Genomic DNA, 14,409 nt, shown 5'->3' with positions numbered 1-14,409 from the left:
TTGATTTGGCACGCATAATTTGAGCCTTTAAATCGAGAACGCCTTGACCGCCAACCCTCTCCTCGACGCCACCGGCGTGGCCAAGAACTACGGCGCCGTTGCTGCGCTGCGCAACGCCTCGCTCTCGGTGCTGCCGGGCGAAGTCCATGCGCTGATGGGCGCCAACGGCGCCGGCAAGTCGACGCTGGTGAAGATCCTGACTGGCGCGATCAAGGCCGATGCCGGGCGCATCCTGATCCGCGGCAAGCAGCTCGATGTCCGCTCGCCGGCCGCCGCCCGCCGCGCCGGCCTGCTGCCGGTCTACCAGGAACCTTCGCTGATCCCCGACCTCGATGTCCTGTCCAACCTGCGGCTGACCGGCACGCCGGTCGAGCCCTTCCGGGCCTGGGTGCGCGAGCTCGGCATTCCCGACCTCGATATTCGCGAGACCGCCCGCCATATCCCGCTGGCCATCCTGCGCGTGCTCGACCTTGCCCGAGCGCTTGCCGTGGAGCCCGACGTGCTTCTGCTCGACGAGATGACCGCGGCGCTGCCGGCGAACCTCGCCGAGAAGGTCCTGGAAGTCGTGCGCCGCCAGGGCGACGCCGGCCGCTCGGTCATTTTCATCTCGCACCGTTTCGTCGAGATCTCCGCGCTCTGCGACCGCGCCACCGTGCTGCGCGACGGCTCCACGGTCGGTGTCGTCGACATCGAGCCGGGCATCGAGGAAAGAATAGTCGAGATGATGCTCGGCACCCGCATCGAGAAGACACGCGTTGCCGCGCGCGCGGCAAACGATGTAGCGATTGCCGGTGGTGGCCGCCCGCGCCTGTCGGTCCGCAACCTGCAGCTCGGCACCAAGCTCAACGACGTCTCCTTCGATCTCGCCAATGGCGAGGTAGCCGGCGTCTTTGCGCTCGAGGGCCAGGGCCAGGACGAGCTCTTCGCCGCTCTTGCCGGCTCGATCCGCCCGACCGGCGGCAGCATCGACGTCGACGGCGCGCCGGTGAAATTCTCGCATCCGAGCGACGCCATCCAGGCTGGCATCGCCTATGTGCCGGGCGACCGCACCGAGGCTTTGGCCATGCAGCGTTCGGTGCGTGAGAACATCGCCCTGCCCTTCAGCGCCGCGCTGCGCAAATGGGGGCCGATCCGCATGCGCCGCGAGCAGGTGGTGGTTTCCGGCGCCATCGGCAGGTTGCAGATCGACACCCGTGCGCAGGGCGAGGTGCAGCGCCTTTCCGGCGGCAACCAGCAGAAGGTGACCATCGCCCGCTGGATCGCGGCCAACRCCCGCACCATCCTTTGCTTCGACCCGACGCGCGGCATCGATGTCGGCACCAAGCAGGAGATCTACAAGCTGCTGCGCGAGCTCGCCGGCCAGGGCAAGTCGGTGCTGTTCTACACATCCGAGATGGAAGAGGTGCAGCGTGTCTGCGACCGCGTCATCGTCATCTTCGGCGGCCGCGTCGTCGATACTTTCCCGGTCGAAGAGGCCGACGAGCCGGCCTTGATGCGGGCCGCCTACGGCCTGCCGCGCGGCGCCAATGCCGATGTCGGCATCCTTGCCGAGGTCAAACCCGGTTCCAATGCGGAGGCCGCGTCATGAGCCGCTTTCTCCGCAACCAGGGCTGGGTGGCAGGCCTCTTCGCCCTGCTGATCTTCCTCTTCGTCGTCACCAAGCTGATCCAGCCGGGCTATGGCAGCGGCGATTTCGGCTCGCTCGCGCGGGCGGTTCTGCCTTACGCTTTCGCCGTCGCGGCCCAGACGGTCGTCGTCATCGCCGGCGGCATCGACCTTTCGGTCGCCGCCATGATGGCGCTCACCAGCGTCACCGCAGCCTCGATGATGAACGGCGCCAGCGAGGAATATGCGCTCTTCGTCGTGCCCTTCGTGCTGGCGATGGGGCTGGCGCTCGGCGCGCTGAACGGCATCCTCATCGTTGTCACCCGTGTGCCCGACATCGTCGTCACTTTGGCCATGCTGTTCGTGCTGCAGGGCGCGGCGCTGYTCGTGCTTGAAGCGCCCGGCGGCGGCGCCGCCGAATGGCTGAAGGCAAGCGTCGTCGGCACCGTACCGATCCCCGGCCTTCCCGATTGGGCCGACGCCTGGGTGCCGAAGGCGCTGGTGCTGCTCCTCGTCTGCCTCTGCATCGTCTGGATTCCGCTCAGGCGCTCGCGCCTTGGCCTTTCCATATACGCCATCGGCAGCAACGAGCTTGCCGCCTTCCGCAGCGGCGTGCCGGTGGCGCGCACCAGGATCGTCGCCTATGCGCTGTCCGGCCTGTTCGCCGCGCTCGGCGGCCTGTCGCTCACCATCAGCACCGGCATCGGCGCGCCCATCCCCGGGCCTTACCTGCTCGCCAGCGTCGCCGCGGTGGTGCTGGGCGGCGTCGCCCTCGGCGGCGGCAAGGGCGGCCTGCTCGGGCCGATCATCGCCGTCTTCGTGCTGAGGCTGGTGCGCACCGACCTGACGCTCTTGGCCATCGATCCGAATGTCACCGCCATCATAGAGGGCTTGATCATGGTCGCGGTCGTGATGTTCGGCGCCTTCATCACCATGCGCAGCCGCCCGGCGGGAGCAACGCCATGACCGACATCGCGACCATGCCCCAGCCTGTCTCGTTCGGCCGGCGCCTGAAGCGCTTCATGGCGGACCGGCCGCTCATTCCGCTGATCATCCTTTTGATCATCCTCGTGGTGATCCTGCAGGTGCTGCGCCCGGGGATCGTCAACGAGCGCTGGCTCGCCAACACGGCGAAGTTCGCCATTCCGCTGGCGATCCTCGCCGGCTGCCAGACCATGACCATGCTGACCGGCGGCATCGACCTTTCCGTCGGCACGGTGGCGACGATGAGCGCCTTCATCATGGCCACCCAGATCGTCAACCAGGACCCGGCGGTGGCGTTTCTGCTCGCCATGCTGCCCGCCGTGCTGATCGGCTTCGTCAACGGCATCGGCGTCGGCGTGTTCCGTGTCCATCCGCTGATCATGACGCTCGGCACCAGCCTGATCGGCACCGGCTTCCTGCAGGTCTACCAGCGCACCGTGATCGCGTCCGGCGCCAAGATCCCCGATTTCCTCAACTGGCTGGGCACCGGCGTCACCTACGGCTTCCCCAACGCGCTTCTCCTGTTCGTGCCGGTGGCCGTGCTGATCGTCTTCATGCTGAACCGCACCGGCTTCGGGCGTCTGCTCTATGCCGTCGGCGACAATGAGCGCGCCGCACGCCTGTCAGGCGTGCGCTATTGGCAGGTGATCACGGCGCTCTACGTGCTTTCCAGCCTGCTCGCCGGCATCACCGGCCTGCTCTATATCGGCCTGATCAAGGCGCCATCGCTCTCGCTCGCCGAACCGCTGGTGCTGCCTTCGGTGGCCGCCGCCGTCATCGGCGGCACMTCGATCTTCGGCGGTCGCGGCGGCTACACGGGCACCATCATCGGCGCGCTGATCCTGACCGTGCTGACGACGCTGCTCACCATCCTGCAGATGCCGGAAGGCGGCCGCCGCATCTTGTTCGGCTTCATCGTGCTATTCGTGACGGCGGCGTATCTGCGGATCGTCGAGGACCGCTGAAAATCGGCAGTGACAGGAACGGTTCACTCCGCCGCCTGCATCGGGCGGGCATCGATCATCGCCTTGATCTCCGACCGGCATGAGCCGCAATTGGTGCCGGCGCGCAGCTTCGCACCGATCGCTTCCAGACTGTCGCATCCGGCGGCGATCGCGGAAGCGAGCTGGTTGGCGCCAACATGGAAGCACGCGCACACGACGCGGCCGATGGCAGGCATGGGCACCGGCGAGCGTCCCGACAGAAGCGCGTGACGATCGGCCGTGGACAGCGGCTGGCGCGTGGCAAGCAACGACACCAGCCAATCCCGCGCCGGCAATTGGTCCGGAGCGGCGGCAAGCAAGGCTTCCGCCATGACGCCGCCATCGTCGATCGCCGCGGCGCGATAAGCAAGGCCGCGCCGATCGGTGTACTCCAGGAGCTGATCCCGTCGCTGCACGCCAAGCAGCTTGCGCGCCAGGAGGATGCCCTGGTCCGGCGGCTCGGTTCCGGTCAGCTCGTAGACCCAGCCGCCGTCGACCGCATGCCGGCTCCAGTGGACGAAGCCCGTTGGCCTCAGATCGCGGCGCGTGATGAGGACGCCGGTCCATCCGGTGTTTTCGCGCACGATCCTGGCCGGGACATGCTTGAGCTCCGGCTGGCCGGAATGCGGATCGGTGACGGGTGAGGACAAAAGGCCCGCTGCGGCCCTAGCCGCGAACTGGCCGCTCCAATGCATGGGCATGAAGGCCTGGCCACGCCGCTGCGCCTCCGTCACGCGCACCCTGGCGCGGACGAAGCCGAAGYGGGTCGACAGATGGGCGAGATCGCCATCCTTGAGACGGTGCGCGGCCGCATCCGCCGGATGGAGCTCGACCGCCGGTTCCGGCGCATTCGCCATCAAACGCGGCACGTTGCCGGTGCGCGTCATGGTGTGCCACTGATCGCGCAGCCGGCCGGTGTTGAGGGCAAGCGGGTAGTCCGCGTCGACCGCGAAAGCCGTTGCCTCCTGCCGCACCGGCACGAAACGCGCGCGGCCATCGGGCGTCGGGAAGCGGCCATCGCCGAACAATCGTGTCTGCTGCTCRCCTCGCTCCAACACGGGCCAATGACGCGGCGCGAAGGCGGAATAGTCTTCATCGCTGAAGTCAGCCATGCCGCCGATACCGAACAGGCGCCCGCCCCCGTTCTCGAAGGCGGAAAGCGCCGCATGCTCGCGAAAAATCTCGGCCGGCGTCTGGTAGGCGAAGGCATCACCAAAGCCCATGCGGGCCGCGACCTCGCAGACGATGCGCCAGTCGGCCCTCGCCGCGCCCGGCGGCGGCAGGAACGGCCGCTGGCGCGAGAGCCGCCGTTCCGAATTGGTGACCGTGCCATCCTTTTCGCCCCAGGCGGCAGCCGGCAGCAGCACGTCGGCATAGCGCGTGGTGTCGGTGCGGGTCACGTCCGAGACCACCACGAACTCGCATTTGGCTAGCGCCGCGCGCACGCGCGACGCATCCGGCATCGAGACGGCGGGATTGGTGCCCATCACCCACAGCGCCTTGATGCGGCCGTCGGCGACCGCCTGGAACATGTCGACAGCCTTCAGGCCGCCGCGCCGCGCGATGTTGGGCGCGTTCCAGAAGCGCGAGACACGGTCGATGTTGGCCTCATCCGCAAAGTCCATATGCGCGGCAAGCTGGTTGGCCAGACCGCCGACCTCGCGGCCGCCCATGGCGTTCGGCTGGCCGGTGACCGAGAACGGCCCCATGCCGGGCTTGCCGATGCGGCCGGTGGCGAGATGGCAGTTGATGATGGCGTTGACCTTGTCGGTTCCATGCGCCGACTGGTTGACGCCCTGGCTGTAGACCGTGACGGTCCGCTCGGTGCCGGCGAAGAGATCGTAGAAGGCCCGGACATCGGCGGCCGCCAGCCCACAACCTTTCGCGACACGCGCGATCGTCGGTGCATCGGCGCCGGCCAGCCCGGCTGCGGCGTCGAAACCCGACGTATGCTCGCGGATAAATCCGGTATCGATCTTCTCGGCCTGGACGAGATATGCGAGCAGCCCGTTGAACATAAGCACGTCCGTGCCGGGGTCGAGCGCCAGATGCAGGTCGCATTCGTCGGCAGTCGCGGTGYGGCGCGGATCGATGACGACGATCTTCGTCCCACGCTTCCTGCGCGCCGCTAGCATGCGCTGGTAGAGCACGGGATGGCACCATGCAGTGTTGGAGCCGGTGAGCACGATGAGATCGGCGCACTCGAAATCCTCATAGACGCCGGGGACGATGTCCTCGCCAAAGGCGCGGCGGTGGCCTGCGACGGACGATGCCATGCAGAGCCGCGAATTGGTGTCGATATTGGCCGAGCCGATAAAACCCTTCATCAGCTTGTTGGCGACGTAATAGTCCTCGGTGAGCAACTGGCCGGAGACGTAGAACGCGACCGCGTCCGGCCCATGCTCGGCAATCGCCTGCGAGAATTTTGAGGCCACGCGGTCGGACGCTTCGTCCCAGCTCGCCGGCTTGCCGAGCACCTCCGGCTGAAGCAGACGGCCTTCGAGGCCGAGCGTCTCGCCGAGGGCGGACCCCTTCGAGCAGAGCCGGCCGAAATTGGCCGGATGCTCGGGATCGCCGCGGACGGTCGCCTTGCCGTCCGCGGCGATCTCGGCCAGCACGCCGCATCCCACCCCGCAATAGGGGCAGGTGGTCCTCACCTTGCGTGCTTCTGCCATGCCTCAGGCCGCTTTCGAGACCAGCGCTTCGAGCGCGATGAACAGCCGGTCTCCCTCGACCTTGACGGGAAGCGTCGTGACCGCGCCTTCGTCGGCGCCGAGCGCTTTGCCCGTCTCCAGCGAGATCACCCAATTGTGCAACGGGCAGGTCACCGCCGCGCCGTGGACGATGCCTTGGCTCAGTGGCCCGCCCTTGTGCGGGCAATGATCGTCTATGGCATAGACCTGGTCGTCCGCAGTGCGGAAGACGGCGATCTTGCCTTGCGGAGTGGCCACGCAACGCGCGCCGCGCGGCGGGATGTCAATGATGGAGCCGATGGCGATCCAGTTCATGCCGTCTCTTTCCTGTCGACTCACTCCGCCGCCTCCGCGAACCCGACGGAGGCCATCGGGCGGAACTCATGCTTGTCCTTGCCGGAGACCCGCTCCGACCACGGATCGACCTGCGCGAATTTCTGGCTGAAGACGAAGCGCTCGAAATAGGCGCGGCGCTTTTCGGTGTCGTTCAGGATCTGCTTCTTGATCTCGGCGGTGCCGATGCGCTTGGCCCATTTGTAGATGCGCTCGAGATAGCGGGCCTGCTCGCGATACATCTGGAYGAGCGCCACGATCACCTCCAGCGCCTCGTCCTCGGTCTTCGCCAGGCCAAGCACTTCGGTGCCCCTGATGTCGAGGCCGGCCGCGCCGGCGAAGTGGATCTCGTAGCCGGAGTCGACACACACCACGCCGACATCCTTGCAGGTCGCTTCGGCGCAATTGCGCGGGCATCCCGACACCGCCATCTTCACCTTGGCCGGCGTCCAGGAACCCCACATGAACTTCTCGATGCGGATRCCGAGCCCCGTCGAATCCTGCGTGCCGAAACGGCACCAGTCGGAGCCGACGCAGGTCTTCACCGTGCRCAGGCCCTTGGCATAGGCATGGCCGGAGACGAAGCCGGCCTTGCCGAGATCGGCCCACACCGCCGGAAGATCCTCCTTGCGGATGCCCAGCATGTCGATGCGCTGGCCGCCGGTCACCTTGACCATCGGGATCTCGAACTTGTCGACCACGTCGGCGATGGCGCGCAATTCGCCGGCGCTGGTCACGCCGCCCCACATGCGCGGCACGACCGAATAGGTGCCGTCCTTCTGGATGTTGGCGTGCACGCGCTCATTGATGAAGCGCGACTGATAGTCGTCGGCATATTGGTCGGGCCAGTCGCAGACGAGATAATAGTTGAGCGCCGGCCGGCATTTTGCGCAGCCGCAGGAGGTCTTCCATTCGAGCTCCTGCATGATGGCGGGGATCGTCTTCAGGCCCTTCGCCTTGATCAGGCGCCGCACGTCGTCATGGCCAAGGCTCGTGCAGCCGCATATCGGCTGCACTGCCGCCGGATTATAGGCATCGCCCAACGTGAGCTTTAGCAGCTGTTCGACCAGACCGGTGCACGAGCCGCAGGAGGCCGAAGCCTTCGTATGCGCGCGCACATCGTCGAGGCCGGTCAGCCCCTTGGCCGTAATGGCGCCGGTGATCTTGCCCTTGCAGACGCCGTTGCAGCCRCAGATTTCCGCATCATCCGCCAGTGCCGCAACGGCCGCCAAAGGGTCCGAGGAAGCGCCTCCCTGGAACGCCTGGCCGAAGATCAGCGTGTCGCGCATCTCGGAAATGTCGGTCGCCTTCTTCTTGAGGTCGTTGAACCAGGCGCCGTCGGCCGTCTCGCCGAACAGCACCGTGCCGATGATGCGGTTGTCCTGCAGCACGACGCGCTTGTAGATGCCRGCCGATGCGTYGCGCAGGATGATCTCCTCGCGGTCCTCGCCATCGGCGAAGTCGCCCAGCGAATAGAGGTCGATGCCGGTGACCTTGAGCTTGGTCGGCGTGTCGGAGTGAACGAAGCGCCTGTCCTCGCCATCCGCGAGCCCGGCCGCCGCGACCCGCGCCATCTCGTAGAGCGGGGCGACCAGACCGTAGACATGACCGCCGACCTCGGCGCATTCGCCGAGCGCCATGATTGCCGGATCGGATGTCCGCATGCGGTCGTCGACGACGATGCCGCGATTGACCTCGAGCCCGGCCTCCTTGGCAAGCGCGGTGCTCGGGCGGATGCCGACCGCCATCACCACCAGCGTCGCCGGGATGATCGTGCCGTCCATCAGCTCGACGCCTTCGACCTTGCCGTTGCCGACAATCGCCTTGGTGTTGGCCTTGGTCATGACCTTGATGCCGCGCGCCTCGACGGCCTTCTGCAGCAGGTAGCCGGCGGCCGGGTCGAGCTGGCGCTCCATCAGCGTCGGCATGACGTGCAGCACGGTGACGTCCATGCCGCGTTCCTTGAGCCCTGCCGCGGCTTCGAGGCCGAGCAGGCCGCCGCCGATGACGACCGCCTTGGCGCGCGACTGCGCYGCAAGCAGCATGGCGTTGACGTCGTCGAGGTCGCGGTAGGTGAGCACGCCGGGCAAGTCCTTGCCGGGCACCGGAATGATGAAGGGCACTGAGCCGGTGGCGATGACCAGCCGGTCGTAGCTCTCGGTCACGCCATGGTCCGAGGTGACGGTCTTGGCGTCCCGGTCGATGGCGACGATCCGATGGCCCTTGTAGAGGGTGATGCCGTGCTTGATGTACCAGCCGTCGCCATGGATGACGATTTCCTCGAACGCCTTCTCGCCCGACAGCACCGGCGACAGCATGATGCGGTCGTAGTTCACGCGCGGCTCGGCGTTGAAGATGGTAACGACGTAGCGGTCGGGCGCTRCTTCCAGCAGGTGCTCCAGCATCCTGCCCGGCGCCATGCCGTTGCCGATGATAACGAGTTTCTCGCTCATGTCGGTCTGCTCCGATCTATTCGGCGGCGTAGGATAGGGACGGGCTCTCGACCTCGGCCGCGCGCTCCATCCGGCGGATGGTGACGTGCATCCAGACGAGGCAGGAGACGACGATCAGGAACAGCAGCATGAAACAGCTCGACCAGACCCCGGTGAGGTCGTTCAGCGCGCCGAAGGCGATCGGCAGGATGAAGCCGCCAAGGCCGCCTATCATGCCGACGACGCCGCCGACCGCGCCGACGTTCTGCGGATAATAGACGGGGATGTGCTTGTAGACGGCGGCCTTGCCGAGGCTCATGAAGAAGCCGAGCACTGAGGCGACGGCGATGAAGGCGAGCGGGCCGATCTCGACATGGAAGGGGATCGGCCCGCTGATGCCGCGCACGACATAGTCTGCCGAGGGGAGCGACAGAACAAGCGTCGCGACGGCAGAGACGCTGAAGGTCCAGTAGAGCACGGTGCGGGCGCCGATGCGGTCGGACAACACGCCGCCATAGGCGCGGAAGATGCTGGCGGGAATCGAATAGGCGGCGCCGATCATGCCTGCGGTGGCGATGCCGAAGCCATAGACCCCGATCAGGTAGCGCGGCAGCCAGAGCGACAGCGCCACGAACGCGCCGAAGGCGAAGAAATAGTAGAAAGCAAAGCGCCAGACCTGGAGGTTCTTCAGCGGCGCGAATTCCTGCCAGAAGCTCCTCGCGGGTGCTGCTTTGCCGGCGCGGCGCTCGCGGATGACCGGATCGTCGTCGGTCGTGAACCAGAAGACGATGGCCATGACGACCAAAGCCGCCGCCCAGATCAGCGCCACCGACTGCCAGCCCCAGGCAAGCAGCACGAGCGGCGCCAGGAACTTGGTGACCGCGGCGCCGACATTGCCGACGCCGAAGATGCCGAGCGCCGTGCCCTGTTTTCCAGCGGGGAAGAAGCGTGAGACATAGGCGACGCCGACGGCGAAGGAGCCGCCGGCAAGCCCGACGCCGAGCGCGGCAAGCAGCATCTGCTCGTAGCTATGCGCGAAAGCGAGCAGGAAGGTCGCGACCGCCGCCGCGAGCATGGTCATGGTGTAGACCAGCCGCCCGCCATAACGGTCGGTCCAGACGCCGAGCACGGTGCGCACGAGCGAGCCGGTGAGGATCGGCGTGCCGACGAGGAGGCCGAACTCGGTCTCGTTCAGCCCAAGCTCCTGCTTGATGCGCACGCCGATGATGGAAAAGATCGTCCACACCGCGAAGCAGACGGTGAAGGCGATGGTGGATATGACAAGCGCCTGCCGGGAGCTGCTGTCCTGGCTTTGCGCGGCTGGGAGATTGGCGGTCATGACTGGCTCCGGTTTGCGGCGTCGGAGGCACCGCGTGTTGTGTCGATTATGATCAGCGCAACGGGACTTGCGCGGTCACTTGCGCACCCTTGTCCTCGGTTTCGTGATTGGCTGGGAACAGCAGCAACGCTGCGACGAACAGCGCCGCCGTCAGCGCGCTGCTCGCCACGACATCGCGGCGGGTGAAATCCTTGAGCGAGGGTCCGATCCGTCTGGTCATCGTGGTCTCCGGTCCAAAACGAAAAAAGCTGCCGTCCAGGCCCTCTCGCGTCCGTACATCCGGGATCGCGTGATGACCTGAGCGGCAGCTTTGCCTGTGGCGCCCACCATTGGACGCCTGTTCCATTGCCCGCGAACGGGCTTGATTATGTCAAAGCACGAAGCGTGCCAGTTTCACGCAGAGAGAGAAATTCAAGGAAAATCAATGTTGTAGGAATTTTGACCTTCGACCRCGCCGAGCGGCAAGCCGGTCAAACATTGATCAATGGCTTAGWCATGCCGCATAAATTTTGTGCAATGCACAAGATTGACGCGCAAATGATCAGACGCGTTTCTGGCCGGCGATGTAGGCATCGATCCGGTCCGGATCGAAGGTCTGGCCGTCGAAAAATCCGTCCGGGCCGAGYACGAGGCTTGCCCCCGCCGAGCCGACCGGTGTCGCGACCTTCAGCGCCCCTTCGACCTTGGCATTGGCGCCGGGCAACGCCACGCCGAGGGGCTTCAGCGCCGAGCGATAAAGGTCGGGCCGGTAGCAGTCGCGCGCGATGGCGAGATTTTGCGGCGTGTGCGGCAACTGTCCCCAGCGCACCATCTGCGTGTAGAACCAGAGCGCGTGGCTCTTCCAGGGAAAGTTCGCCGCCTTGTCGAAGGGCAGGAAGAAATCCTCCACGCTCCGCTCCGCGCCRCCGCCGAGCTGAAGGCGTCCGGTGAGCGCCGGCATCTGGATCGCCTCCGGCTGCCCGAGGAAAGCGGACCTCGCCATCAGCGCGGCCTGCTCGCCGCGGTTCGCCGGATCCTGGCACCAGCGCGCCGAATGATGCAACGCCCTCAAGAGCGCCGCCAGCGCCTCCGGGTTCTGCTCGGCCCACGCTCTGCGCGCGCCGATGACCTTTTCCGGGCTGTTGCGCCACAAAAGCGCCTTGACGGTGACGATGTGGCCGGTGCCGGCTGCGACGGCGGCGCTGTTCCAGGGCTCGCCGACGCAATAGCCATCGATGYGGCCGGCGGAGAGCGCATCGGCCATGAACGGCGGCGGCACGATGACGATCTCGATGTCGCGGTCGGGATCGATGCCGCAGGCGGCGAGCCAATAGCGCAGCTCGTAATTGTGCCCGGAATGGGGGTGCACGACGGCGAAACGCAGAGGTTCGCGGCGGCCGGCGGCCGCCCGCTCGCGGATCAGCGCGCCGAGCGCAGCGCCGGCGCGCGCCGGGTCGAGGTCGGGCGCAGCCCCTTGCGCCGCCATGCCTTGCCACACCGTGTTGGATACGGTGACGCAGTTGCCGCCGAGCCCGAGCGAGAAGGGCACGATGGTTTCCGACGCAAGCGGCGTGAGGCCAAGGCTGCAGGCAAGCGGCATCGGGCCGAGCATATGCGCGACATCGAAATGGCCGATGGCGATGCGGTCGCGGATATTCGCCCAAGAGGTCTCGCGCTGCAGCTTGAGATCGATGCCCTCATGCGCGGCAAAGCCCATCTCGGCGGCGGCGACCAGGACGCCGCTATCGAAGAGCGGYATGAAGCCGGCGGTGATCTGATGCGCGACCGTCATGCTCATTCGCCCTCCAGCGGGCCCAGCAGCCCTGCCGCCGTCACCAGGCTCTGGGCGATCTCGGCGATCTTGCGGTTCTGGTTCATGGCGGTCTTGCGCAGGAGCGCGTAGGCCGCCTCTTCGCTTAAGCCCCGCGACTTCATCAAGATGCCCTTGGCCCGATCGACGACCTTGCGGTTCTCGAGTTCGCTGCGCGCCTCCTCCAATTCGCGCGCCATGCGCGAGAAAGCGTTGAAGCGGCTGATCGCCATGTCCAGGATCGGCTTGATGCGCTCCTTCTTAAGCCCGTCGACCACATAGGCGGACACCCCGGCATCGACGGCCGCCTCGATCGAGGCCCGGTCGGAGCGGTCGACAAACATGGCGATCGGCCGTTTCACCGCGCGCGAAAGCTGGAACATGTTCTCCAGCATGTCGCGGTTCGGATTTTCGAGATCGATGACGATGACGTCCGGCTCCAGCGCGGCGATGCGCTTGGCTATGCCTGCCACGTCATGGACCACGGTGACGTGACGATGGCCGGCATCCCGCAATCCGGCCTCGATAATCGAGGCGCGGATGCGGTTCTCGTCGATAACAAGGATGGTCAACGAACCGGCCAGCATGCCTCTATTGTGCAGGCGGCCCGGAATTGTGCAATCCGCAGTCGATGGAAGATGGATCCAGCCCCACGCTTGCATTTTCGCGCCTTGGATCAAGCGTCGGCGCAGTCCGTGTCCATCCGCCGATCATGACGCTCGGCACCGGTCGAGCACAGCCAAGAAAGGCAGCTTCGTCGGGCCAGCGCGGGCTGCGACGCTATCGCGCCCCCGGGGCGCGTTGCTGGCGGACGGCGGGAACACTATACCTGTTCCATCGTGCGCGAAGATATTCACACGACAGGCATACCGGTTCTCTGCGCTTCATGCGAGGCGCGGCACCGCGGCATATGCGGCGCGCTCAACGCCGAGCAGCTCCTGGCGCTTRCCAAATCGACAAAGCGACAGAAGGCCGAGGCCGGCAAGGAACTGGTGGGCGATTCCACGAGCGTCGAGCGCTTTTCCAACGTGCTTTCAGGCGTCGCGAAGCTGACCAAGACGCTTTCCGACGGCCGCCAGCAGATCGTCGGCCTGCAATTCGCTCCCGATTTCCTCGGCAGGCCCTTCCAGAGCGAGAGCACGCTCACCGTCGAGGCCGCCACCGAGGTCGAGCTGTGCTCGTTCCCGCGGCAGGCGCTGGAGCGCATGATGAAGGAGCAGCCGGATCTCGAGCATCGCCTGCTCGAGCAGAAGCTGCGCGAGCTCGACCAGGCGCGCGACTGGATGGTGGCGCTCGGCCGCAAGACCGCGGCCGAGAAGATCGCGAGCTTCCTTTTGATGATCGCGCGCAACATCGATCCGGCAGCCGGACCGGAGCGTCGGGACTCCACTTTCGAGCTGCCGCTGTCACGTGCCGAGATCGCCGCTTTTCTCGGCCTTACCATTGAGACGGTAAGCCGGCAGATCACGCGGCTGCGCGGCGAAAACGTGATCCGTATCGAGAACAACCGCCACGTCATCGTCGGCGACATCGGGCGTCTGGCGGCGCGGGCCGGAGACTGATCCTCGTCTGGCCGCCCAAGACAAGCCGGTACGGCAGCCGCTACGAAGTCCTGCCGRAACCGCTGCCGTGAGCGCGGACAATCTCAGGCAGCACATGCTCGCGCTCGAAGGCGATGTGGCGGCGCATCGATTCGAAAAAGGCGCGCAGCATGTAGCCGAATGCCTCGGGATTCTCGATCAGCCGCCCATGGCTGTAGGCTAGAAGCGCCTCGCCGAGATCCRCTGCCGCGCTTTCGTCCTCCATATGCTCGAGCTTCAGTCGCGCGACGGTGTCTTCCTCGCCGGTCTGCTGCACAAAGGCGGGGAAGACGACCTCTTCCTCGAAGCGGTGGCACTCGCGCAGCAATGGCAGGAGGTCGGCCGCCACCGCGAGACACTGAAGCCGATCGACGCGCGACGGCAGATCGTCGGCAATGCCTTCGAGCATGTGGCAGAGCGCGAGTTTCTGCACATGAGCCCGCCTCATATCCGCCKGGCTGTGCAGCGGCTCCTCCGGCTTGACGCCCGTCATGATCGCTCCTCCGTCGCGCCCGGCTCAAGGTGTGGGCAAGGCGACGGTGTCCTCGACCGGTTGTTCGCGGACGGTGCGCAACTCGTACCAGAGCGCGTTGAGGATGCCGACGGATGCGGCCAGTCCGAGGCCGAGCATCCAGGAAAAATACCACATGGCTTGTTTCTCCTATTCAGTT

At 66.1% G+C, this 14,409-nt stretch carries 13 protein-coding genes; 4 read left to right on the top strand and 9 right to left on the bottom strand.

Features of this window, described 5'->3' with window-relative positions; translation table 11 throughout:
• Window positions 1–43: 43 nt before the first annotated feature.
• From LCM4576_RS14840 to LCM4576_RS14830, 3 genes are read left to right on the top strand one after another with little or no spacing between them, the layout of a single operon-like run.
• Complete coding sequence (locus LCM4576_RS14840) at window positions 44–1,588, top strand: sugar ABC transporter ATP-binding protein (protein WP_071032773.1); 1,545 nt, start codon at window positions 44–46, stop codon at window positions 1,586–1,588.
• Window positions 1,585–2,571 carry an ABC transporter permease gene (locus LCM4576_RS14835; RefSeq protein ID WP_071032771.1) on the top strand — a complete coding sequence of 329 codons (987 nt, stop codon included), beginning with the start codon at window positions 1,585–1,587 and terminating at the stop codon, window positions 2,569–2,571. The genes LCM4576_RS14840 and LCM4576_RS14835 overlap by 4 nt, the downstream gene beginning before the upstream one ends.
• Window positions 2,568–3,554, top strand: a complete 987-nt coding sequence (locus tag LCM4576_RS14830; RefSeq protein WP_071032768.1) for an ABC transporter permease — start codon at window positions 2,568–2,570, stop codon at window positions 3,552–3,554. The genes LCM4576_RS14835 and LCM4576_RS14830 overlap by 4 nt, the downstream gene beginning before the upstream one ends.
• Window positions 3,555–3,577: 23 nt before the next feature.
• Here the strand turns inward: LCM4576_RS14830 and LCM4576_RS14825 are convergent, their stop codons facing one another.
• The 7 genes from LCM4576_RS14825 to LCM4576_RS14800 form a co-directional block, all read right to left on the bottom strand.
• Entirely contained in the window at window positions 3,578–6,247 is a 2,670-nt protein-coding gene (locus LCM4576_RS14825) for a nitrate reductase (protein ID WP_071032766.1), read from the bottom strand.
• Window positions 6,248–6,250: 3 nt separating this feature from the next.
• Window positions 6,251–6,580 carry a nitrite reductase small subunit NirD gene (gene nirD / locus LCM4576_RS14820; protein ID WP_071032765.1) on the bottom strand — a complete coding sequence of 110 codons (330 nt, stop codon included), beginning with the start codon at window positions 6,578–6,580 and terminating at the stop codon, window positions 6,251–6,253.
• Window positions 6,581–6,600: 20 nt separating this feature from the next.
• On the bottom strand, window positions 6,601–9,051 hold the full coding sequence (nirB, locus tag LCM4576_RS14815; RefSeq protein ID WP_071032763.1) for a nitrite reductase large subunit NirB: 2,451 nt from the start codon (window positions 9,049–9,051) through the stop codon (window positions 6,601–6,603).
• A 16-nt stretch (window positions 9,052–9,067) separates the two neighbouring features.
• Window positions 9,068–10,369, bottom strand: a complete 1,302-nt coding sequence (locus tag LCM4576_RS14810; protein WP_071032761.1) for a nitrate/nitrite transporter — start codon at window positions 10,367–10,369, stop codon at window positions 9,068–9,070.
• Window positions 10,370–10,421: 52 nt separating this feature from the next.
• Window positions 10,422–10,589 carry a hypothetical protein gene (locus LCM4576_RS36815; RefSeq protein WP_198540249.1) on the bottom strand — a complete coding sequence of 56 codons (168 nt, stop codon included), beginning with the start codon at window positions 10,587–10,589 and terminating at the stop codon, window positions 10,422–10,424.
• 321 nt (window positions 10,590–10,910) lie between these two features.
• The gene (locus LCM4576_RS14805) at window positions 10,911–12,140 is read right to left on the bottom strand and encodes a CmpA/NrtA family ABC transporter substrate-binding protein (protein ID WP_071032759.1); all 1,230 of its coding nucleotides are present in this window, start codon (window positions 12,138–12,140) and stop codon (window positions 10,911–10,913) included.
• Window positions 12,141–12,142: 2 nt separating this feature from the next.
• The gene (locus LCM4576_RS14800; protein WP_041004883.1) at window positions 12,143–12,745 is read right to left on the bottom strand and encodes an ANTAR domain-containing response regulator; all 603 of its coding nucleotides are present in this window, start codon (window positions 12,743–12,745) and stop codon (window positions 12,143–12,145) included.
• A 249-nt stretch (window positions 12,746–12,994) separates the two neighbouring features.
• Between LCM4576_RS14800 and LCM4576_RS14795 the strand changes: the two genes are divergently transcribed.
• Entirely contained in the window at window positions 12,995–13,720 is a 726-nt protein-coding gene (locus LCM4576_RS14795) for a Crp/Fnr family transcriptional regulator (RefSeq protein ID WP_071032757.1), read from the top strand.
• A gap of 40 nt (window positions 13,721–13,760) precedes the next feature.
• Here the strand turns inward: LCM4576_RS14795 and LCM4576_RS14790 are convergent, their stop codons facing one another.
• Both LCM4576_RS14790 and cydX read right to left on the bottom strand, forming a co-directional pair.
• The gene (locus tag LCM4576_RS14790) at window positions 13,761–14,231 is read right to left on the bottom strand and encodes a hemerythrin domain-containing protein (RefSeq protein WP_244510805.1); all 471 of its coding nucleotides are present in this window, start codon (window positions 14,229–14,231) and stop codon (window positions 13,761–13,763) included.
• Between the two features lie 24 nt (window positions 14,232–14,255).
• Complete coding sequence (gene cydX, locus LCM4576_RS14785; protein WP_071032755.1) at window positions 14,256–14,387, bottom strand: cytochrome bd-I oxidase subunit CydX; 132 nt, start codon at window positions 14,385–14,387, stop codon at window positions 14,256–14,258.
• Between the last annotated feature and the right edge of the window lie 22 nt (window positions 14,388–14,409).

This window comes from Mesorhizobium sp. LCM 4576, assembly GCF_001854815.1.
In the GTDB taxonomy this organism is placed as follows: domain Bacteria; phylum Pseudomonadota; class Alphaproteobacteria; order Rhizobiales; family Rhizobiaceae; genus Mesorhizobium; species Mesorhizobium plurifarium.
Note: the sequence above shows the minus strand (reverse complement) of the source record. Positions and strands in the feature narration are given on the sequence as shown.

What these genes read in the sequence shown, in the direction of transcription:
- LCM4576_RS14800 (WP_041004883.1), bottom strand. Translation starts at nt 12,745, where the DNA reads ATGCTGGCCGGTTCGTTGACCATCCTTGTTATCGACGAGAACCGCATC.
- cydX (WP_071032755.1), bottom strand. Translation starts at nt 14,387, where the DNA reads ATGTGGTATTTTTCCTGGATGCTCGGCCTCGGACTGGCCGCATCCGTC.
- LCM4576_RS14810 (WP_071032761.1), bottom strand. Translation starts at nt 10,369, where the DNA reads ATGACCGCCAATCTCCCAGCCGCGCAAAGCCAGGACAGCAGCTCCCGG.
- LCM4576_RS36815 (WP_198540249.1), bottom strand. Translation starts at nt 10,589, where the DNA reads ATGACCAGACGGATCGGACCCTCGCTCAAGGATTTCACCCGCCGCGAT.
- nirD (WP_071032765.1), bottom strand. Translation starts at nt 6,580, where the DNA reads ATGAACTGGATCGCCATCGGCTCCATCATTGACATCCCGCCGCGCGGC.